The organism is Bacteroides sp. AN502(2024) (assembly GCF_041227145.1).
Lineage (GTDB): Bacteria > Bacteroidota > Bacteroidia > Bacteroidales > Bacteroidaceae > Bacteroides.
In genome coordinates this window covers 88,172-110,607 of record NZ_JBGFSP010000011.1, presented here as the reverse complement: position 1 = coordinate 110,607, position 22,436 = coordinate 88,172, and the positions used below count along the sequence as shown (strand labels likewise).

14 protein-coding genes are annotated in these 22,436 nt (G+C 44.5%); 7 read left to right on the top strand and 7 right to left on the bottom strand.

Annotated elements, in window-relative coordinates:
* Positions 1-43 precede the first annotated feature (43 nt).
* The 4 genes from AB9N12_RS18385 to AB9N12_RS18370 all read left to right on the top strand — a co-directional run bounded on the left by AB9N12_RS18385 (position 44) and on the right by AB9N12_RS18370 (position 9,315).
* The gene (locus tag AB9N12_RS18385) at positions 44-5,674 is read left to right on the top strand and encodes an alpha-2-macroglobulin (RefSeq protein ID WP_369893546.1); all 5,631 of its coding nucleotides are present in this window, start codon (positions 44-46) and stop codon (positions 5,672-5,674) included.
* A 43-nt stretch (positions 5,675-5,717) separates the two neighbouring features.
* Positions 5,718-8,057: a penicillin-binding protein 1C gene (gene pbpC, locus AB9N12_RS18380; protein WP_369893545.1), complete on the top strand. Its 2,340-nt coding sequence runs from the start codon at positions 5,718-5,720 to the stop codon at positions 8,055-8,057.
* Between the two features lie 83 nt (positions 8,058-8,140).
* Positions 8,141-8,578: a hypothetical protein gene (locus AB9N12_RS18375; RefSeq protein WP_369893544.1), complete on the top strand. Its 438-nt coding sequence runs from the start codon at positions 8,141-8,143 to the stop codon at positions 8,576-8,578.
* Positions 8,579-8,655: 77 nt separating this feature from the next.
* The gene (locus tag AB9N12_RS18370) at positions 8,656-9,315 is read left to right on the top strand and encodes a LuxR C-terminal-related transcriptional regulator (RefSeq protein WP_369893543.1); all 660 of its coding nucleotides are present in this window, start codon (positions 8,656-8,658) and stop codon (positions 9,313-9,315) included.
* 33 nt (positions 9,316-9,348) lie between these two features.
* On the opposite strand, the gene mnmA is transcribed toward AB9N12_RS18370, so the two are convergent.
* A complete protein-coding gene (gene mnmA, locus AB9N12_RS18365; protein ID WP_369893542.1) occupies positions 9,349-10,416 on the bottom strand; it encodes a tRNA 2-thiouridine(34) synthase MnmA in 1,068 nt (355 codons plus the stop codon).
* A 174-nt stretch (positions 10,417-10,590) separates the two neighbouring features.
* Here mnmA and AB9N12_RS18360 point away from each other — a divergent pair, with 174 nt between their 5' ends.
* Entirely contained in the window at positions 10,591-12,042 is a 1,452-nt protein-coding gene (locus AB9N12_RS18360; RefSeq protein WP_369893541.1) for a S41 family peptidase, read from the top strand.
* A gap of 6 nt (positions 12,043-12,048) precedes the next feature.
* A complete protein-coding gene (locus AB9N12_RS18355; RefSeq protein WP_369893540.1) occupies positions 12,049-12,849 on the top strand; it encodes a DUF4595 domain-containing protein in 801 nt (266 codons plus the stop codon).
* 354 nt (positions 12,850-13,203) lie between these two features.
* On the opposite strand, the gene AB9N12_RS18350 is transcribed toward AB9N12_RS18355, so the two are convergent.
* Positions 13,204-14,022: an alpha/beta hydrolase gene (locus AB9N12_RS18350; protein WP_369893539.1), complete on the bottom strand. Its 819-nt coding sequence runs from the start codon at positions 14,020-14,022 to the stop codon at positions 13,204-13,206.
* Positions 14,023-14,047: 25 nt separating this feature from the next.
* Positions 14,048-14,482: a DUF2007 domain-containing protein gene (locus AB9N12_RS18345; RefSeq protein ID WP_369893538.1), complete on the bottom strand. Its 435-nt coding sequence runs from the start codon at positions 14,480-14,482 to the stop codon at positions 14,048-14,050.
* Positions 14,483-14,705: 223 nt separating this feature from the next.
* On the opposite strand from AB9N12_RS18345, the gene AB9N12_RS18340 reads away from it, so the two are divergent.
* On the top strand, positions 14,706-15,488 hold the full coding sequence (locus AB9N12_RS18340; RefSeq protein ID WP_369893537.1) for a M48 family metallopeptidase: 783 nt from the start codon (positions 14,706-14,708) through the stop codon (positions 15,486-15,488).
* Between the two features lie 98 nt (positions 15,489-15,586).
* Here AB9N12_RS18340 and AB9N12_RS18335 read toward each other — a convergent pair whose 3' ends face one another.
* The 4 genes from AB9N12_RS18335 to AB9N12_RS18320 form a co-directional block, all read right to left on the bottom strand.
* Positions 15,587-16,807, bottom strand: a complete 1,221-nt coding sequence (locus AB9N12_RS18335; RefSeq protein WP_369893536.1) for a glycoside hydrolase family 88 protein — start codon at positions 16,805-16,807, stop codon at positions 15,587-15,589.
* Between the two features lie 89 nt (positions 16,808-16,896).
* Positions 16,897-18,543, bottom strand: coding sequence for a glycoside hydrolase 43 family protein (locus AB9N12_RS18330; protein WP_369893535.1), 1,647 nt, complete (start codon positions 18,541-18,543; stop codon positions 16,897-16,899).
* 401 nt (positions 18,544-18,944) lie between these two features.
* Entirely contained in the window at positions 18,945-20,897 is a 1,953-nt protein-coding gene (locus tag AB9N12_RS18325) for a glycoside hydrolase family 97 catalytic domain-containing protein (protein ID WP_369893534.1), read from the bottom strand.
* 51 nt (positions 20,898-20,948) lie between these two features.
* Entirely contained in the window at positions 20,949-22,358 is a 1,410-nt protein-coding gene (locus AB9N12_RS18320) for a glycosyl hydrolase family 28 protein (RefSeq protein ID WP_369893533.1), read from the bottom strand.
* Positions 22,359-22,436: the final 78 nt, after the last annotated feature.

Sequence of the window (22,436 nt, the reverse complement as noted above, 5' to 3'; positions counted from 1 at the left end):
AAAGCTGTATATTTGTTTGTTGAATTATAAAAAAATCTTCGCTATGGGATTAACAAAGACTACACGTAGCATCAGTGCTACCGGACTATGCTTACTTATCATGATGACTGTAGGCCTATATTCATGCACACATACTCAAAAAGACATTATTCCTTCTGCCGATTATGCACCGTATGTCAATGCGTATACAGGAGGAGTTATTTCGCAAAATTCGACCATACGCATAGAACTGACCCATGACCAGCCCATGGTGGATCTGAACAATGAGTTAAAAAACAATCCGTTCAGTTTCTCACCTTCATTAAAAGGAAAAGCATATTGGGTTAGCAACAACACCATTGAATTTGTCCCTGAAGAAGGGGCGCTGAAACCGGGAGCACTTTACGAAGGAACTTTCCTGCTCGGAGATTTCATCGAAGTCGATAAAAAGCTGAAAGAGTTCAACTTCTCATTCCGTGTACAGGAACGTAACTTCACCTTGCAACTGGAACCATTGTCGATTACAGCTACCCAACCGAATGAAATAAATGTGAAAGGAGAGATACGTTTCAGCGATGTAGTGAAAAAGGAAGAGGTAGAAAAGATGTTGACTGCCAGTGACGGGAAAAAGAGTTATCCGGTGGAAGTCACCGCGGCAGACAGCCATACCCGGTATTCGTTCACTATCCGACAAGTCCCCAGAGAAGCCGCTGATTACTCCTTAACTATCACAGCCAACGGCAATCTGGTCGGCATCGAACGTAAACAAAGTGAAGAAGTGCTGATACCGACAAAAGATTGTTTCCGTTTCCTGTCTGCCAAACGTATCGACCAACCGGAAAATGGAATCGAGATTGTTTTTTCCGCTCCTTTATCCACTACCCAGGATTTAAAAGGACTGGTTGAGATCCCGGAAATCTCCTCATCAATCTTCCAAATCAGCGAGAACAGAGTTTATCTATATTTCGAAGCAAACACACTGAATAAACTGACGTTGAATATCCATGAAGGAGTCAAAGACAGTCAAGGTAAAGCGTTGGGAACTTCCCATACGATCTCATTCAGTGAAGTGAACTTGAAACCACAAGTGGAAATGTCTACTACTGCCGCTATCCTACCCGATTCGAAAAGTCTGATTATCCCTTTCAGGGCTGTCAACCTGTATGCGGTGGACCTGAGCGTGATCCGTATTTTCGAGAACAATGTATTGATGTTCATGCAAACCAATTCACTGCCCTCTGCCAATGAGCTGCGCCGTTCGGGAAGACTGGTTTACAAGAAAACATTATGGCTTGCCAAAGATGCTTCCAAAGACATTCATCATTGGGGAGATTACTCGATAGATCTTGCCGGATTAATTCATCAGGAACCGGGTGCCATCTATCGTGTGATACTTTCATTCCGGCAGGAATACTCTGCCTATCCTTGTGGAGGGGGCGAGAATCAGGATATGAAATTCACCGACAACAACATCTCTGACGGGCTGACCAAAGTAAGTGGAAGTGTCTTGTCCGAAGAAGATGAAGCCATCTGGGACACTCCCGAAGCTTACTATTATTATAACGGCGGCACAACGGACTGGAGTGTGTATCGATGGGCGGAACGCGACAATCCCTGCCATCCGTCTTATTACATGACTTCAGATCGGATTGCTGCCTGCAATGTTTTTGCTTCCAACCTGGGAATGATTGTTAAACGGAACTCACTGAATAAGCTGTGGATTGCCGTTAGTAATGTTTTGGATACAAAACCGATAGGGAAAGCACAGGTAACAGCGTATAACTTCCAGTTACAACCCATAGGAAAAGGAGAAACCAATGGAGAAGGATTTGTGGAAATTACTCCGAACGGTGTGCCTTTCATTATCGTGGCAGAATCGGAGAAGCAAAAGGCATATGTCCGCGTTGTGGACGGTGAAGAACAGTCTGTCAGCAGATTCGATGTGGGAGGAAAAGATGTTCAGAAGGGACTGAAAGGATTCATATATGGCGAAAGAGGGGTATGGCGTCCGGGAGACACGCTACACATTTCCTTTATATTGGAAGACCGCGAAAAAAGAATCCCCGACAAGCACCCCGTAGCACTGGAGATTTACAATCCGAAGGGACAGTTCTACACGAAAATGATTTCAACACAAGGAATGAACGGATTTTATACATTCGATGTTCCGACACAGGCAACAGACCCGACCGGGCTTTGGAATGCGTATATCAAGGTGGGAGGAACCACCTTCCACAAAGGTTTGCGTATCGAAACCATAAAGCCCAACCGCCTGAAAATAAATCTGGCATTGCCGAAGGTTCTTCAAGCTGAGGACAAAGAATGGTACGCCCCACTCACTTCAACCTGGCTGACAGGAGCAACTGCCTCCAAACTGAAAGCCAAAGTCGAAATGTCTTTATCGAAAGTAAATACACAGTTTGAGAATTACGAACAATATATCTTTAATAATCCGGCTACGGATTTCACGACTATCAAAACAGAAATATTTGACGGTACACTGGATGCAGAAGGAAGAGCAGGCGTCACACTGAAAGTCCCGACTGCAACGGAAGCACCGGGTATGCTGAATGCCACTTTCACCACTCGCGTGTTCGAACCGGGAGGAGATGCCAGCATCTACACTCAAACAATTCCATTCTCACCATTCACCTCTTATGTCGGTATCAATCTGAACCAGCCGAAAGGCAAATATATTGAAACTGACAAAAATCATGTATTCGATATTGTCACTGTAAACTCACAGGGACGGCTAGTGAACAGTTACAATCTGGAATACAAAATATATCGCATCGACTGGAGTTGGTGGTGGGAAAACAGCAATGAATCTTTCGGGACATACATCAACAACAGTTCCATCACTCCTGTTGCCAGTGGCAACTTACAGACAAGAGGCGGAAAAGCATCTTTCAAATTCCATGTCTCTTATCCATCGTGGGGACGCTATCTGGTTTACGTAAAAGATAAAGAGAGCGGACATGCCACCGGAGGTACCATTTATATCGACTGGCCGGAATGGCGGGGACGTTCGAACAAAACCGATCCTAGTGGCATCAAGATGCTTGCTTTCTCCCTGGACAAAGATTCTTATGAAATCGGAGAGACAGCCACAGCAATCATTCCTGCAGCAGCAGGAGGACGTGCACTGGTATCTATAGAAAACGGTTCTACCGTGTTACGGCAAGAATGGATAGAAGTTTCCAACGGAGAAGATACGAAATATACATTCAAGATTACACCGGAGATGACTCCCAACGTATATCTACATATCACTCTGCTACAACCTCATGCGCAAACTGTCAATGACCTGCCTATCCGTATGTATGGGGTCGTTCCGGTATTCGTGACTAACCGTGAGACAGTGCTGCAACCGCAGATACAGATGCCGGAAGTGTTACGTCCGGAAACAAACTTCAATGTGACCGTCAGCGAAAAGAGTGGAAAACCGATGACTTATACATTAGCCATTGTAGACGACGGTTTGCTGGATCTTACCAATTTCAAAACCCCGGACCCATGGAATGATTTCTATTCACGCGAAGCACTCGGCATCCGGACATGGGATATGTATGATCATGTATTGGGAGCTTACGCCGGAAGTTACAGTTCCCTTTTCAGCACAGGTGGAGACGCTACATTGAAACCTGCGGATGCAAAAGCGAACCGCTTCAAACCGGTAGTCAAGTTTGTAGGTCCTTTCTATTTGGGAAAAGGTAAGAGCCGGACGCATACGCTGAAACTTCCGATGTATGTAGGTTCGGTACGCGCCATGGTGGTTGCCGGACAAGAGGGAGCGTATGGCAATGCGGAAAAAACGGCTTTCGTACGGACTCCGTTAATGATGTTGTCCACCTTGCCCCGTGTACTTAGCATTCAGGAAGAAATCACCGTTCCGGTCAATATCTTTGCAATGGAAAATCAAGTGAAGGATGTAACCGTATCACTTCAGGCATCCGGCGGAGGAGTACAGGTTGTAGGGGCCAACCGGCAATCGCTCTCATTTAGCCAACCGGGTGACCAGCTCGTGTTCTTTACCTTAAAAACAGGTAGCCAAACAGGAAAGGCTACCATCCATCTGACAGCCAATGGTGGCGGACAACAGACGAAAGAAACCATTGAAATAGAAGTACGCAACCCGAACCCCGTGGTTACCCTGCGCAACAGCCAATGGGTAGAAGTCGGACAAAGCAAAGAACTTTCATACCATCTAAGCAGCTCTTCTGCAAACAGCCAGATAAAGCTGGAAGTATCACGCATACCTTCGGTTGACATCAGCCGCCGTTTCGACTTCTTATACAACTATCAGCACCATTGTACGGAACAGTTGACTTCCAAGGCATTGCCTCTTCTGTTTATCGGTCAGTTCAAAACAGTAGATAAGACGGAAGCCGAAAAGATAAAGACAAATGTACAGGAAGCTATCCGGCAGATTTATGGTCGTCAGCTCCCCAATGGCGGATTTGTATATTGGCCGGGAAATACTGTTGCCGACGAATGGATCAGTTCGTATGCAGGAATGTTCCTGACACTGGCACAAGAAAAAGGATATGCCGTTCATTCGAACGTGCTGAACAAGTGGAAGCGTTTTCAACGTGCTGCCGCGCAAAACTGGCGGATACCGCAGGATGCAAGCGGCTGGCAACAATGGCAGTCGGAGTTGCAACAGGCTTTCCGTTTATATACGCTTGCATTGGCAGGAGTACCTGAATATGGAGCCATGAACCGGATGAAAGAGCAGGCCGGATTATCCATTCAGGCTAAATGGAGACTGGCAGCAACCTATGCACTGGTGGGAAAGATGAAACCGGCTGGAGAACTGGTGTACAATGCGGAAACAACAGTAAGCCCCTACTCTTCCATGAATCAGATTTACGGTTCCTCCGACCGTGATGAAGCGATGATTCTGGAGACACTGATCCTGATGAACCGGGAGCGGGATGCTTTGCAGCAGGCGAAAGTCGTTTCAAAGAATCTGTCACAAGAGGAGTGGTTCAGTACACAATCCACCGCTTTTGCTCTGATGGGCATGGGACGTCTGGCTGAAAAGCTGTCAGGCACACTGGATTTCGTATGGACATGGAACGGCAGACAACAACCTGCCGTGAAATCGGCCAAGGCTGTGTTTGAGAAGGAGATAGCCACCACTCCCCCATCCGGTATGATTACTGTGAAGAATCAAGGGAAAGGAGTCCTGGGCGTAGACCTTATCACACGCACACAATTGTTGAACGATACATTGCCGGCTATCAGTGACCACCTCCGCATGGATATAAGATATGCCAACCTGAACGGTACACCGATCTCTGTCAATGACATTATACAGGGAACTGACTTTACGGCTATCATCTCCATATCCAATATTAGCGGAACTTCCGATTACAACCATTTGGCACTGACGCATATCATACCGTCCGGTTGGGAGATATACAACGAAAGAATGGTTGCCCCCGAAACGGAAAGCGTAGCAGCCGACGGTTCCGGTAAATCCGTCAGCAAATATAATTATCAGGATATACGCGATGACAGGGTATTGACTTATTTCAATTTGCGTCGTGGTGAAACCAAAGTGTTCACTGTCAGGCTGCAAGCTACTTATGCAGGTAACTTTATTCTTCCCGCCGTTCAATGTGAAGCGATGTATGATGTAAACGTACAGGCACGCAGCAAAGCCGGAAGGACGACTGTCAGTCGATAAATGTTAGGCACGGTTGTCACAAAGATATGTACCTTAGATTTAAATGAATCCTATAAAATTCTTCAAACGGTTATCTGTTGCTAAGAAAATAATGACCATAAGCATTGCTCTTTTGGTGATAGGATACATCTTTTGCCTTCCCCGGCAACTGTTTCATGTACCCTACTCCACCGTTGTGACTGATCGAAACGAAGAATTACTGGGAGCCCGTATCGCTTCGGACGGTCAATGGCGGTTTCCTCCCCGCAAGACAACACCCGAGAAAATCAAGCAATGCCTTATTACCTTTGAAGATAAACACTTTTACCACCACTGGGGAGTTAATCCATTATCTATCGGACGGGCGGTTTATCAAAATTTGAAGAACAAACGTGTTGTAAGCGGAGGCAGTACCCTTACCATGCAAACCATCCGTCTCGCTCGGAACAAGCCCAGAACTATCGGAGAGAAAATCATTGAAATGGTATGGGCCACCCGTCTGGAATTCCGGGCTTCCAAAGAAGAAATCTTCTCCATGTATGTCTCCCATGCACCATTCGGAGGCAATGTAGTGGGACTGGATGCTGCCGCCTGGCGTTACTTCGGTCATTCTGCGGAAAATTTATCATGGGCGGAATCTGCCATGTTGGCTGTCCTGCCCAATGCCCCCGCCATGATTCATCTATCCAAAGGACGAGAGAGACTTCTTTCCAAACGTAACCGTTTATTGAAACAACTTCTTGAAAAGGAGATTATCGATGCGTCTACCTATGAATTGGCTATCAGCGAACCGTTACCTGACGAACCGCACCCTCTTCCTCAAATAGCCCCTCACCTGGTAACTCACTTCTATCAAGAAAGAAACGGATTATACACCCGCTCAACCATCGATAAAGGAATACAAACCCATATAGAGAACTTGGCGGAACGGTGGAGTAACGAATTTAATCGAAGTGATATCCGTAACCTGGCCATCTTAGTTATCGACATTCCTACCTATCAAGTGGTAGCCTACTGCGGAAATGTACACTTCGACCGTAAACAAGAAGGGAATCAAGTAGATGTGATTCAGTCCCCCAGAAGTACGGGCAGTATTTTAAAACCCTTTCTCTATGGTGCCATGCTACAGGAAGGTAGTCTATTACCGCAAATGCTGTTGCCGGACATACCCGTTAACATCAACGGTTTTACTCCACAAAACTTCAGTATGCAGTTTGAAGGAGCCGTTCCTGCTTCCGAAGCTCTTGCCCGCTCATTGAATATCCCGGCTGTCACGATGTTACAAAGGTATGGAGTACCTAAATTCCATCACATGCTGCAACAAATGGGGTTCAAGACGATTAACCGGTCAGCCTCTCATTATGGATTGTCACTCATTTTAGGAGGAGCAGAAGCTACCCTGTGGGATGTGACAAATGCCTATGCACAAATGGGGCGAAGCCTCTCCCACCACCGTGTTTCTATGAATGTCTCCCAAAGAAAAGAGGCACAGATACTACTGGAAACAGAAGAAAAAACAGATTCGGAAGAAACTATCTGGGCTGATGCAGGAGCAGCCTGGCTTACCCTTTCCGCCTTAACAGAAGTCAACCGGCCTGAAGAGATCGACTGGAAATCAATACCTTCCATGCAAACTATTGCGTGGAAGACCGGAACCAGTTACGGATTCCGTGATGCCTGGGCTGTCGGCGTGACTCCCCGCTATGCAGTAGGCGTATGGGTAGGAAATGCAACAGGAGAAGGTAAACCCGGATTGATCGGTGCGCAAACTGCCGGTCCCGTATTATTCGATATATTCAATTATCTCCCTTCTTCCCCCTGGTTCGAACGTCCCACAGGAGTTTTCGTTGATGCAGAAATATGCCGCCGCTCCGGTCATCTGAAAGGACGTTTCTGTGAAGAGACCGATACCGTACCGATCCTTCCCGCCGGATTACGGACAGAGGCTTGCCCTTACCACCACCTCGTCACACTATCCGCTAACGAAAGCCATCGCATCTATGAGAACTGTACCCATACAGAACCCACCATTCAGAAATCATGGTTTACCCTGCCTCCCGTATGGGAATGGTTCTATAAACAGCACCATCCGGAATATAAACCGCTGCCACCTTTCAAAGCCGGCTGCGGAGAAGATTCTTTCCAACCCATGCAGTTCATCTACCCCCCGATGAATGCCCACATCAAGTTACCCAAGCAACTGGATGGCAGCAAAGGCTTTATCACTGTCGAACTGGCACACAGCAATCCCAATGCAACCCTCTTCTGGCATCTCGACGACACCTATCAGACACAGACACAGGACTTCCACAAAATTTCCCTGCAACCTACTCCCGGTAAACATTCCCTGACAGCAGTAGACGGAGAAGGCAACACAGTTTCCACCACTTTCTTCATCGAATAAACATCTTATTTTTTATCTTTGCCGCATGAAACAGTCATTGAAACAAAACGGACAGTCAAACCGTTTATTATAATAAAAAGCCCATGAAATACGGAGTTAACAGAGACATCTTACTTATCACAGCCGGTATCGTCTGGATGATAGCCGGTGCCAATATACTGCGAATAGGAATTGTAACCTGGTTAAACACCTCTCAGGATTGGATGTTCAAGATAGGAGAAACGATCGTTGTTTTCTTGTTATTTTTCGTTCTGATATTCAGAAGACTCTATTATAAACATACCCGGCGAATCGAACAAAAGAAAGAACACAGAAATTGCCCGTTTTCCTTTTTCGATGTGAAAAGCTGGATTACAATGATCTTCATGATTTCTTTAGGAATCACCATACGCAGCTTCCACCTTCTGCCCGAAAGATTCATTTCAGTTTTCTATACCGGATTATCTATTGCCCTCATCCTGACAGGAGTGTTGTTCATCCGTTACTGGTGGATCAGGCGTCCCTGGTCATCCGAATCTTAAGAATCTTATCATTACTCTGCTGCCAATCGCACAAAATGCGTACATTTGCAGCGGAGTCTTTTTATTCAACATGGCTTATGAGAGAATTTATCATTGCAGACAATCAGGATATCAGTAAGGCGGGAATGATGTTCCTGTTGAGTAAACAAAAGGGGGTATCCCTCCTTTTAGAGGCTGACAACAAGGCCGAACTGATTCAGCAGCTACGACTGTATCCGCAAGCAGTGATTATCCTGGACTATACTCTGTTCAATTTTACCGGGGTAGATGAATTGCTCATCTTGCAGGAAAGATTCAAAGAAGCCGACTGGATCCTATTCTCCGATGAACTGAGTCTGCACTTTCTCCGTCAGGTACTATTCAGCAGCATGGCTTTCGGGGTAGTGATGAAAGATAACTCAAAAGAAGAAATCATGACTGCCATTCAATGCACTACCCGCAAACAACGGTATATTTGCAGTCATGTGAGCAATTTGCTGCTTTCGGGAGCTTCTTCTCCGCTGGCAGCGTCAGGCATGGATGATCATCTGCTGACGCAAACAGAGAAGAATATCCTAAAAGAGATCGCATTAGGGAAAACAACGAAAGAGATTGCTGCAGAGAAAAAACTTAGTTTCCATACAATCAACAGCCATCGTAAGAATATCTTTCGTAAGTTGGGAGTGAATAATATGTATGAGGCTACTAAATATGCCATGAGGGCAGGAATTGTGGATTTAGCCGAATACTATATCTGACATTGCTCCATAAGGACAATCCTATACGCCTATTTAACAGACGATTTCTCCACTTCCTACACAAACTTTCGCATCTTCGTCATAAATCACTCCAAACTGTCCCGGAGCAATGCCTTGCAGCTTTTCGGAGGACAAGATACGGAACTCCTTCTCTCCTTCCTTTATCAGTTTTCCTTTGGTAAAGTCGGGCGTGTGACGAATCTTGAAAGTGATGTCTATCTCCTTTTCCTCTCCTTTCCATGGATTATCAGTAATGAAATGGAAATCATGCATCCGGAACTCATTGCCGTACTGTGTTTCCACACCGTAGCCACGGGACACATAAATTATATTTTCTTCTATATCCTTCTTTACTACAAACCAGGGGCCACCGCTCAATCCAAGCCCTTTCCGCTGACCGATCGTATGAAACCAATAGCCGCGATGCGTACCCAATTTCTTCCCGGTTTCCCATTCTATAATCATCCCCTCCTTTTCTCCTAAAAAGCGACGGACGAAATCATTGTAATTTATCTTTCCGAGAAAACAGATGCCCTGACTATCCTTTCTTCTGGCACTCGGCAATCCGGCTTTACTTGCAATCTCACGCACTTCCTGTTTCATCAATCCTCCAATGGGAAACAGGAGTTTGGAAACTTGCAGGTAATCAATCTGTGCGAGAAAGTCCGTTTGGTCTTTCACAGGATCTTTCGCTGTGCCCAGCCAAGTTTTACCGTTACGTTGCAAGGTGGTGGCATAATGACCGGTTGCCGTAAAATCGAAATCTTTCCCGGCACGCTGTTCAAAGCAGCCGAACTTGATAAGCTTATTGCACATCACATCCGGATTCGGCGTCAATCCCTGCCGGATTTTATCAATGGCATAGGCTGCCACATTCTCCCAATACTCCCGATGCAAATCCACTACCTCCAAAGAGAGACCGTACTTACGTGCCGTAGCGGTAGACAACTCCATATCTTCCTCTGCCGAACAGTCCATATATTCCGCTCCGTCCATGCCTATCTTAATATAAAAAAGAGTGGGCTTATATCCTTGTTCACAAAGGAGATGTACAACAACCGAACTGTCGACGCCCCCTGATAATAATGCAGCTATATCCATAAATAATGATTTTCCTATTAATAACGTTCTAAGCGAATACCTATTAAAATCTTCCAGACTGCAAAGATAAAGCAAGAATCTCTAATAACCAACCACATATTGGAGGCATTTTTATACCATAAATGTGGTAGATAAACAAAGTATTTCCTACATTTGCACAGTAAAAAGCTTATTATGATGACGAAAGTAAGAAAGATAATCCTCATGCCTGCCCTGAGCATCGCATTTATCAGTGGCTTTTTCTCCTGTGGTGTCGACCGCTGGCCGGAGTATGCCCATCAGATCGCATTGGATTCATGGATGTACGACATCATGCAGCAGAACTATCTGTGGTATCAAGATCTACCCTCCGACAACAATGATTTGAATCTGTTTCTGGATCCAGCCTCGTTCTTGTCGAAAGTGAAATCCCCCAACGACAGTTATTCGTTTGTGGATTCCGTGATGGAAACTCCGCTGCCTACCTACGGATTTGACTATTCACTTGTCCGAAGCGTAGATATTGATACGGCCTACAATGCATTGATTACTTATGTAATTCCCGGTTCACCGGCGGCAGAAGCCGGACTGATGCGCGGCGACTGGATTATGAAAGTGGACACCTCCTATATCAGCAAGAGATATGAAACGCAACTGCTGCAAGGAACAGAAGCCCGGGATTTAGTGATGGGAGTATGGAAAAAAGTTCCTGTCGAACCGGAAGAGGGAGAAGAAGGTGGAGAAACAGCATATCAGTATAAGGTAGTACCGGATAACAGGACGCTGGATTTACCCGCCGCACGAATTGTCGAAGATAATCCGGTACATCAAACTAAGATATTAACACTGGATGACGGCAAGAAAGTCGGTTACATTATGTACAATAGCTTTACGGCAGGGACAAAAGCAGATCCGGAAAAATACAATGACGAACTGCGTAAAGTCTCACAGGAATTCTTAGCGGCAGGTGTGCAGGACTATGTCGTACTCGACTTACGATACAATGCAGGCGGTTCATTGGATTGCGTTCAGCTATTAGGCACCATCTTAACTTCGGGCGAGCGATTAAACAAACCGATGGCTTATCTGGAATACAATGACAAGAACAGGGATAAGAATACAACAATAAACTTTGATCCCCAAGTACTAAAGACAGGGGTTAATCTAAACCTACCCGGTCTATTTGTAATCACCAGCGGGACAACGGCGGGAGCGCCGGAAATGTTAATCAGAAGTCTTTTTTTGGAAGATTCTTATCCTGTCATTGCCATTGGTAGTACCACCAAAGGGCAAACCGTAGCAACAGAGCAATTTATCAATGAAGAATTTCTATGGTCTGTGAATCCCGTAGTCTGTACAGTCTATAATTCCACGCGTGACAATTGGGGGGCTATCGCACCTAATAATAATTTTAAGGTCAGTGAAACAACGATTGACGGAGTTGCCAATTACAGTGAATTCCTGCCGTTCGGTGACCCGAATGAAAGACTACTGAAAATAGCTCTCGGAGTAATCGACGGTACTTATCCGCCGACCACTAATGAAGATACGGAAGATAAAGCAAAGGAACAATTCAAGATAGAGAAAAATGTAATAAGTCCCGCAAGCCGACGATATACGGGCGGCAACGGACTAAGAATCCAATAAGGCGAAATGAAAAAAATCTTTTTTCTATTCATTACAGCTTTACTCCTGGGTTGTTCTGAAGAGCCTGATGATGAGCATCATATAGAAGACAACCGATGGAGTATTGTCTTCCATGAAACCATCATAAATGACTCATATCCTGTATATAAAACAGAGACATTTCTTTTCGACCGACAGCAACTGATACAGCACAGTGTCAACCAGAAAGCCTTAGAAAGCGAAATCAATTATGAAGCAAGCCTTACCTATTCCGACCATAAAGTGGACGTACTAACAGAAGGAATCACCCTGTCCTATATATTAAATGACAAAGGTTACGCCACCCGATGTATGTATAGTACCGCTTCCCAAAAGCGTGAATATCTATTTTCCTACTCCGCTGAAGACTATTTGATTCAACTAAATGAAACGATTGAAAACAAACCATATTCTATCACGACGTTCACTTACGATGACGGAGATTTGACGTCCGTCACTTCATCTTTAAACGGAATAAGCAACACTATCCACTACGAACCGGACGAAAACGAGAATTACGAATATTACATACCTTGCCTGGGTTTGTTGGATACTCACCCCGTCACTCTTCATATAGAAGCCGTTTATGCCGGATTATTGGGCAAATCTCCCCGCCATCTCACTGCACATACCAGCCCCGAAGGGAATGATGATGAATATACCGACTATACCTATCAATTCGATGATAAAGGAATTCCAACACATATAAAGAGCCAGACATTCTATCAAGGCAAGAGTTTCGATACTTATTATCCCAACTTACGCAACATCTCAATCACTATCGAATAGATTCATATTTGTCAAGAGCAGATTTACGCATTATTAACAGAACAGCGGCCTTATTCCGTATCTTCCAAACAAAGCGTCGGTTTATACCAAACAGAGCATCGCTTTACACCAAACAGAGCGTATGATTTACCTTGATAAAGCCTGCGATTTACCATCCCCCGGTCACTAAAACTTCTTTATATACCGGCTTACTACCGCTACAAACGGGAATAAGGTCCTCCGTCACTGCAGCATGCAACAAAAAAAGGAGAAAGCTTTCACTTCCTCCTTCTATCGTAGTTTAACCTCAATCTATTTTATGATTCTATGTACAAAGATACGACATTGAAAAGCCAAAGTCAAGTATTCTCCGGTTTATTTCTGAAAAAACTTATCAAAGAACAGGATTTGATAATCAATGGAATTGTTCCAGTACTTTCCTGTATGCCCACCCGGACGAGTGATAAAGTCGTGATCAATCTTTCGCGCCAACAGACGGTTGTGTAAATCCTTGTTCACGTTCAGGAAGAAGTCCGCTTCACCACAGTCGATGATCATTGCCAAATCCCCATTTTTTATTTTATCAATCTGGTTGATGACCGTATGTTCATCCCATACCTTCTTGTTAGCGGCAAATTCGCCCAACTGCTTCGCCATCTCCCAGTTCTGCGGAAACGGTCGAATGTCCATCCCGCCACTGGTAGTTCCCACAGCACCAAATACATCTTTATGACGGATAGCGTTCCACATGGCCCCGTGTCCACCCATGCTCAATCCGGTGATGGCACGTCCTTTCCTGTCGGCAATCGTCTTGTAATGCTCGTCGATATACTTCACCAATTCCGATGAAATAAAAGTTTCATAACGATAAAACGGATTGAGCGGACTATCCCAGTACCAACTATTCTTTCCGTCGGGACAAACGAATATGATTCCTTTCTCGTCTGCAATTTGAGGAAGATTCGGTTTAATACCTATCCATGCTTTAGCGTTCCCACCGTAACCGTGCAACAAATAAATGACGGGGCAAGCAACCGCCTTCTTTCCCAACGCAACATCCGGCGCTACCACCACCACTTGCACTTCCTTATCCATGGAAGCACTTTCAACTAATAAGGTATCTACTTTGGCAGCAAAAGAGGGAGCCACCAGAAGTAAAAGAAGAGCAATTAATAAAAGTTTTTTCTTTTTCATTATGTTGTTATATAGTTAGATATAATTATTCCTTTGCCACTGCCGAAGGATCAAATTTAGAAACCGGCATTTCAAAGTTTTCACGACACTGTTTACAGGTGTAGATCCAATGGTTGTCTCCCGGAGGAGCAACCGCCAATGCCGAAAGGATAGCAGCTCCCATCGCACGCCATCTCTTTCCTTTTCTCAAAATCAACCGGATATCCGATGAACCGCAGTACGGACAAAGCGTCAACTCCTCCGGCCAGCTATCGTTATCCCTCAACACTTGAACAGCTTTATCATACTCTTCCTCTGCCACCAATATATCTACCCCTGAAATGCTGCTCGCATAGCTTTTATACAAAGTAGAAAAATGCTCGTTATGCAGAATAGACTCAATGCCTTCATTCTCCAATGCTCCTTGAAGGATATGCGCTCTCATTGCATCATTACAAGTTATCAATTTTACGGTCTTCATAAGCAATATGTTTTAATTTTCCACAAAAATAAGAGATAAAAATGAAATGTGAAATAGAATCCGGCCAACTTTATCAAGAAATAAAACGGTCCCAACAAGAAGTGATTCTATTTTTATTGATGGAAGGTATCATTCTTTAGTACTTTTTTCGTACTTTCGCAGTAATAATTTGCAATCGGATAAAAAACTGTTGACACATAAAAATATCAAACTATAGAAAAGTATGAAAAGAAAAATTGTTATGATTGCCTTCGTATTGTTGGGCATGGGAATGACAGCTTCTGCACAATTCGGCAAGAAGATTAATCTGGGAAAAGTGTTACAAGCCGGTAAAGACGTAGTATCGGCCGTTACTTTATCCGATGTGGACATTGTTAACATGAGCAAGGAATATATGGAATGGATGGATGCTCATAATCCTTTAACTAAACCTGATTCCGAATACGGCAAACGTCTGGAGAAGCTGACCGGACATATCAAAGAAGTAGACGGACTGAAGCTTAACTTCGGTGTATACGAAGTGGTAGACGTAAACGCCTTTGCCTGCGGTGATGGCAGTGTACGTATCTGTGCCGGTCTGATGGATGTTATGACGGATGAAGAAGTAATGGCTGTGGTAGGACATGAAATCGGTCACGTTATTCACACGGACTCCAAAGATGCCATGAAGAATGCTTATCTCCGCTCAGCTGTAAAGAATGCGGCAGGCGCCACCAGCAATAAAGTAGCCAAGCTGACTGATTCTGAGCTGGGAGCCATGGCGGAAGCTCTTGCCGGTGCGCAATATTCGCAGAAGCAGGAAAGTGAAGCAGATGATTACGGTGTAGAGTTCTGTGTAAAGCATGGCATCGATCCCTATGCGATGGCTAACTCACTGACTAAACTGTCCGAACTGTCAAAAGATGCTCCACAGGCTTCTTATCTGCAGAAGATGTTCTCGTCACACCCGGATACGGTGAAACGTATCGAGCGCGCCAAAGCAAAGGCTGCAACCTACGCTAAATAACAAGCAAGAGAATCCTTCGGATACGGATGACGCGGAAAACACGGATCTATCATTTATCAGATCTATGTTATCCGCGTTATTTGTGTCTGAAAAGCTTGCTATCCTAATACTCCGTGTCCTTCCTGCAAACGTTTTAATCTCAACAATGCTTCGATATAATAATAGTCTGCATAAATAATAGAAGCATCTATCTCGGAATGAGCAGGCCAATGTCCTACACTGTGCAACAGGAATGACGGTTTACTTTTACCACTCTGATAACTGTCAGAACTCAGATTCGTCAGCATCTCCACCGCAGCATCTCTGTAACGTTTGCCCGTAGCATTCGGAAGATAGGTAGATAATTCGAGTAAAGCAGAGGCCACCACTACCGCAGCCGAGGCGTCCCGGGGAGCATCCGGTATTCCCGGGGCACTGAAATCCCAATAAGGAACTTTGTCTTCGGGCAGACGTTCGAGATAAACATCTGTCACCTTCTGCACGAAATCAAGATACTTAGGATCTTTCGTTTCACGATAGACTACTGTGTATCCATAGATTGCCCATGCTTGTCCGCGTGCCCACATGGTGCTGTCGGCATAGCCCTGATGAGTCACCCCTTTTATCAGGTTCCCTGTAATGGTATCATATACTGCTACATGGTAAGAAGTATAATCAGGGCGGAAATGACATTTCATTGTTTTGTCGGCATGAGAAACGGCCATATCATACAAATAAGGATTGCCACCATTCTTCGCCGCCCAGAACAACATTTCAAGGTTAATCATATTATCCATGATTGTGTTGTGGGGCCAGTTGCGAGGTTCCACTTCACGAGGCCATGAAAGTATGGTTCCCACTACCGGATTAAACAGAGTAGACAAAGAATCGGCAGTATCCAGAATCACTTTCTTATAAGCCGGATTCTTTGTCAAACGATACCCATTTCCATAACTGCAAAACACGAGGAATCCCAAGTCATGGTCATAGGCGGGAATTTGAGAAAGAAACTCCAATGAGCTCGTGAATCTCTTGGCTTCTTCCAAAATACGTGTATCCCGTGTATATTCGTAATCATACCAAAGTACCCCCGGCCAGAAACCGGCACACCACTCTTCTTTCGTTGCCTTGCGGCAGTTCCAGTGATGTTCGTCAGCCATGATATTACGCGGCATCATCGTATAGTTAATTCCGGAATCTGTTTTCAACTCCGTAAGTGTACGCAGTGTCTGTTCCGCGCAGTAATCCAATGCCTGATTCACATCCAATGTACCGGAAGGCTTGTGGGTACACGTACAAAAAACGACCATCACAGCCATACCTATTACCATCTTTTTCATCTTCGTTTACTATATTCGTGTTAATTCTTATTCTTTATTTCTCTTTGTCGATTACTTGGCCATTCATCCATTACTTAGTCATACACTACTTATTTAGTCACCCGGAACCAGTCTATATCTGCCCATCCGCGATTACCTTCATTCGGAGTCACGCAGAATACTCCCACTTTGGCTCCTATCCATTTGCCTTGTCGGGCTGTGAAAGACTCTCCCACTGTCGTATATTCCTTTCCGTCCAGACTATAAGCGAATGTACAAACAGCTCCTTTACGAACCTTTACTTGCAAGTAAACTGTTTGCCATTCATTATCTGCTACTCCCGGCATCTTCAGATGTTCCACCGGAAGGTTTGCCAATTCTTTTATCTGTTCGGGAGTATGCTGTTCCGCATCTTTACAGATTGCCTGTTGCAGAATGAATTTATCTCCCGCCTTACGAATAGAAAGATAACTGTAATCCCATCCCATCACGATCAGTCCTGCCTGTTCACCATCCTGTTTGGCAGTAAAAGTCAATTTGGTAGTAGCTGTAAACTCTTCAGCCGGAAACTTCTGCATCAACAGATTAGGCACTTCCCAGAAGTTCACGAATTCTTTTGAAAGGTTGCCTGCATACAAACGGATATATCCTAAGTCGGTAGTGAACACGTAAGTCTCTTTTTTATTAGCATGCCATTGCCACTGTAGTCCCAAATGCCGGGTGTTGAACTCATCACTCTCCGGCGGAGTAGCTATCGGATAACTTTTTCCGACATTTGGCTTCTTATAGGTTGTTACCGGTTCACCGCAACCGTCTTTATCTTTATCTACTCCGATTACGGGCCAATCATTTACCCAAGTCATCGGATTCAGATGAATCACACGCCCGTAAGCTCCTTTATCCTGAAAATGAATGAACCAGGATTCTCCCGTATTCGTATCTACCCAACCGCCCTGATGGGGACCGTTGATAGTTGTCTTTCCTTGTACCATGACAATCTTCGATTCGTAAGGACCGTAGATATTCTTTGAACGAAGAACCAGCTGCCAACCGGTAGCCACCCCGCCTGCCGGAGCAAAAATGTAGTAGTATCCGTTGCGTTTGTAAAGCTTCGGTCCTTCTATCGTATGGTTCTTGCCATCATTTCCGTCAAACACCATCACCGGATCGGAAACAGCTTCCGTACCTTCAACATTCAACTCGCAAATCGCGGCAATACTATTTACTCCACTGCGACTGGCAGCGTATGCATATACAAGATACACCTTACCGTCTTCATCCCAAAGCGGTGTCGAGTCAATCATTCCTTTTCCGGCCTTTACCAATACCGGCTTGCTCCATTTTCCTTTCGGGTCTTTTGTCTTTATCATGTAGATTCCGTAATCCGGATCACCCCAGTAGATATAAAATTCCCCGTTATGGAAACGGATAGAAGGCGCCCATACTCCCTTACCGTGCTGTGCCTTATCGAAAAATTCTTTCGGCTCCTGCACCGGTAGTGCATAATTCACCAGCGACCAGTTCACCAAATCGTTGGAATGAAGAATAGGAATCCCCGGAATACAATTAAAACTGGATGCCGTCATATAGAAATCATCTCCGTCCGCACAGACATCCGGATCCGAATAATCGGCATGAAGAACCGGGTTCCGATAGGTTCCATTCCCTTTATCAGCCACCCAAGTTTGAGAAATATCTTGTGCACCTGCCAATGAACAGCAAGCCATCATTCCTGCTAAAAACAATTTTTTACGCATATATTCAGCTATCAATTCATTCAATACTTAATAGAAGACTTACTTGTTACTCCTGAAAACAAGTTCTTTTCACCTTTATCTTATTTGTCAACCGGTTTGTTTATATATACGAAGGAGATTAGATAAATACCTACTCTCCTCACAGTTATTCTTTAGTATAACACAAGGTGATAGGTGACAGATACGGGTGATAGGTTAACGACAACCTATCACCGCTCTGTAAATACGATGAATAAAGAGTTTCAGGACGATGGTGATAGGTTGAAAGAGGAATTGACGAAATCAATAGGGAGAGGATTGGCTGCAACTCGGTTGGTCTGCACGAACAGAGATAACAACACATGAAAAAAATAGTGATTCATACTGTTTCTTATAATTGCATTTATCAGTAATCAGCCATTTCATTTTTCCAGTGGAACAAAATGCAATGCAGCCCCGCCACTTACTTTCAACTTTAAAATAAGTTTATCTCCGGCTTTTATCTTCTTATGAGTACTGCGTACTTTCGTTCGTGTATTCAGCTTGTCATCATCTTCGTACAGATGAAGCATGTACTTCTTACCCGGTTCCAGAAAATCCGTAGTCAATATCATCGTACGGGCTTCCGTATTTGTCATTGCTCCTACAAACCAGTCATTCCCCGAACGACGTGCCTGAATGATATATTCACCAATTTCTCCATCCAATGCTCTACTGTCATCCCATGCACTCGGAATCGCTTTCCAAAAATCCAGTTCTTCTTCTCCCTGATAAAATTCGGGTCTGTCATACCAGAACATAAATTGCAAAGGACTGTAATACACTGCTGCCATTGCCAACTGATGTGCTTTCGTATTCTTCACCCGGCTATTGAAATAACAAAGCGTATAATCTCCTGCACCTGCCAGATAGCGGGTGAAAGGAAGGGTCGTATTGTGTGTGGCATCCGGCATTTCTTCATTACCACGAATACCCTCTTGCGTCATCAGGTTAGGATAAGTGCGGCTGAAACCTGTCGGACGATATTCGTCATGAATATCTACCATCAGACCGTATGCCCCGCATTTACGGACAGCCTCATGCAACCAAGTGCTCCAATGTTGATTGCCAATCTGCACAAAACCGAACTTGATTCCTTTCAACCCCCATTTCTTATACAAAGGCAACAAGGTATCCAACTGTTGCACCAACGCACGCTGATTGACATACACCATGAGTCCTATTCCTTTCGATTCGGCATATCTACACAAATCGGGTATAGCAAGGTTTTTATCAGGAGAGACAGTGGCAGCGTCCGAACTCATCTTCATTTCCGGCCCGTACCAGCCGGCATCCAAATGCACATACTGAATACCACGCTCTGCTGCAAAGTCAATGGCAACTTTGACTCGTTCCTGTTTCAGATCTCCCGAACGAAATACTTTTCCCGGTTTAATCCAAGAAGTATCGGACAGTTTGCAAGCCGGATTCAGATTCAAGACGATATCATTATTATTAATCAGATCGACCGGACGTTCTCCAACCATAATAACACGCCACGGAGTACTGTAAGGAGAAATAACATCGACGCTACTATACAGACTTGTCTCCAAAGTGGAAGGTTTATCTGCCGATAAACGGAACTTGCCACGGGCATAATCCACCATTTCCGCCTCCAACAAAGCTACCGATAATCCATCAGGTAGCTTCAAAGTCAAAGGACGTTCACTCTCCTCTTTGCCCCATCCTGCCAACGGACGAAGTACGCAAGGTCCTTGTGCCCAACGCTCGTAATATGCCATCGTTCCTTCAGGCATTGTGAAGCTAGTCTGCTCACCGATGATATGCAAGAAAAGTCCGTTTGTCGTTTCCGGAAAATGATAGCGGAAAGCAACTCCTTCATTATAGGCACGAACGATAATGTTCATAAAGTAATTCTTACGCTTATCGTAGCCACCATTCTGGTTGCCATTCCCTTCTCCCTTCTTGAATTTCAAAGTCATCTCATGATAGCAGTCACGGACCTTTGCGCGTTCGCCATATACGGGTTTCCATGTCTCATCCGCTTTCCGATGCTCTGTCCCCGTCAGCTTCAGGTTCTCACACCAAAAATGACAAGTATCATTCGGAATCCCCAATGCTGACTCAAACAGTTGATTCTCAATCAGAACTCCCAACCTACTTTCTTCAATCACCGGACGGTTCTTGTAAGTCAGGGTATAATACATTGGTGCATTATCCTTTCCCACTGCACGCTGATAGAAGGTAAAGCGATAAGATCCATCGGGAGAAGTCAACTCTTGACGGGTTTCTGTCATCACATCTTGTGCTTTCATCAGCACCGGTATTATCAACAACAAAAACAGAATTCTTTTCCTCATTCTATTTACCTTCATGTTTATTCATCTTTCCTAATTATATGCGAACAAGAAAGGAATAGTTGTTAGCTACCTTATCCGTATCTCCTCTACAAAATCTTTTTTATCTATATTCAATTCTTCCAAAGAGGTGATCCGCTTGCCGTTCAACACAATGTTCTCAAACAGGATATTCTCAACTTTCCTATTCTTATCATACCCTTTCATCAATGAAGGATTGATATATTTCCCGGTACATGAAATATTACGGAACGTTATATTCTTGACACCCCTGCCGGGACCTGTGTTATATTTGGGGTTATACATCACACGAAGATGGAACAACTGCCCTTCTTGGATATGTTCCACACGGATATCTTCAAAAGTGATGTTTTGTGCGAGGTTGTGATCTCCTACGTTGATAGTCATGCAGCCTTGATAATCCCGATCGTCCTCATCATGTTCCAATATATCGATATTCTTGAATAGTATGTCTTCCAGAACTTCATCCCCGGTTTTCGTATTGCCATGCGTACCTATGTTGATAGGGTGCGCAATGTCCGCCCACAGTGTAGAATTAAGTACGCGGATATTACGAGAATCTCCATAATAATTCCACCGATGTGTATAAAGGGCTATACAATCGTCTGAATTACGAAGAAATACATCATCAATCGTCACATCCGAACAGGACATAAAATCCAATCCGTCACTCCATCCTTGATAGCTGAATGATTTCAGGTTTTTGATAGTGATTCCTTGCGATTGACCACCGGAGACAGTGTAGTGACGGGAGTTGACGACAGTAATTCCATCAATCAGTACATCCTTGGAGTAAGCCACCGATATTCCCTGCTGCGGTTCAAGCAGCATGCCATGTCCGAGAATCTTTACATTCTCCACACTGTCGCAAGTCAGACAACCCTTCAGCACCGCTCCACCTTCCAGATAGACAGTCGTGTTGGAAGGAATACGGAAGCATTTGCCTGCCACATCAGTAGGTTCGTGTATACCGGACTCAAAATACATCACATTCGGATCATTCTTATCCGGTACATTTCTGATGATCGGATTGGCAAACACATGCAGATTATTCAACCGGTCCCCGTTGAATTCTATAGAGAGCTTTTGCGGTTTATCCAATGTAAACAACAGAAAGTTTCCGTCTATCTCCGGCTGAATACCTTTGGATAGCGGACGCACCACTGCCGAACGGATTTTTCCGTTGTTCTTTTGCACCAGCACTTCCACTTTACCGGAGAAATCAAACTGTACCATGGTTGCATCCGATTGGGTATCCATATCCACCTTTACGTTATACTCATAAAGGTCTACCCAATCTTTTTCACCCACTTGACGTACCTTTACTGTGTAGTCGTCATTGTGACGGGCATAGTAGATGCCTTGTGGCACCGGATAGATAATGATTTCCGCCTGCACAAAACTCCATCCGAAAAGTGCAGAAAGAGAAATCAATGCCATTCTTTTTAATTTATTCATACCTACTTTTTTTTATCTACTTCCATTGTCTCTTATCAGTATAATTCGAACAAGTCCTCCTTTTTACTCAACGATCCC

Excerpts from the sequence above, each read along its gene's own strand:
- AB9N12_RS18360 (WP_369893541.1), top strand. The coding sequence starts at position 10,591 with ATGATGACGAAAGTAAGAAAGATAATCCTCATGCCTGCCCTGAGCATC.
- AB9N12_RS18350 (WP_369893539.1), bottom strand. The coding sequence starts at position 14,022 with ATGAAAAAGAAAAAACTTTTATTAATTGCTCTTCTTTTACTTCTGGTG.
- pbpC (WP_369893545.1), top strand. The coding sequence starts at position 5,718 with ATGAATCCTATAAAATTCTTCAAACGGTTATCTGTTGCTAAGAAAATA.
- AB9N12_RS18325 (WP_369893534.1), bottom strand. The coding sequence starts at position 20,897 with ATGAAGGTAAATAGAATGAGGAAAAGAATTCTGTTTTTGTTGTTGATA.
- AB9N12_RS18370 (WP_369893543.1), top strand. The coding sequence starts at position 8,656 with ATGAGAGAATTTATCATTGCAGACAATCAGGATATCAGTAAGGCGGGA.
- mnmA (WP_369893542.1), bottom strand. The coding sequence starts at position 10,416 with ATGGATATAGCTGCATTATTATCAGGGGGCGTCGACAGTTCGGTTGTT.
- AB9N12_RS18345 (WP_369893538.1), bottom strand. The coding sequence starts at position 14,482 with ATGAAGACCGTAAAATTGATAACTTGTAATGATGCAATGAGAGCGCAT.
- AB9N12_RS18355 (WP_369893540.1), top strand. The coding sequence starts at position 12,049 with ATGAAAAAAATCTTTTTTCTATTCATTACAGCTTTACTCCTGGGTTGT.
- AB9N12_RS18340 (WP_369893537.1), top strand. The coding sequence starts at position 14,706 with ATGAAAAGAAAAATTGTTATGATTGCCTTCGTATTGTTGGGCATGGGA.
- AB9N12_RS18335 (WP_369893536.1), bottom strand. The coding sequence starts at position 16,807 with ATGAAAAAGATGGTAATAGGTATGGCTGTGATGGTCGTTTTTTGTACG.
- AB9N12_RS18330 (WP_369893535.1), bottom strand. The coding sequence starts at position 18,543 with ATGCGTAAAAAATTGTTTTTAGCAGGAATGATGGCTTGCTGTTCATTG.
- AB9N12_RS18385 (WP_369893546.1), top strand. The coding sequence starts at position 44 with ATGGGATTAACAAAGACTACACGTAGCATCAGTGCTACCGGACTATGC.
- AB9N12_RS18375 (WP_369893544.1), top strand. The coding sequence starts at position 8,141 with ATGAAATACGGAGTTAACAGAGACATCTTACTTATCACAGCCGGTATC.
- AB9N12_RS18320 (WP_369893533.1), bottom strand. The coding sequence starts at position 22,358 with ATGAATAAATTAAAAAGAATGGCATTGATTTCTCTTTCTGCACTTTTC.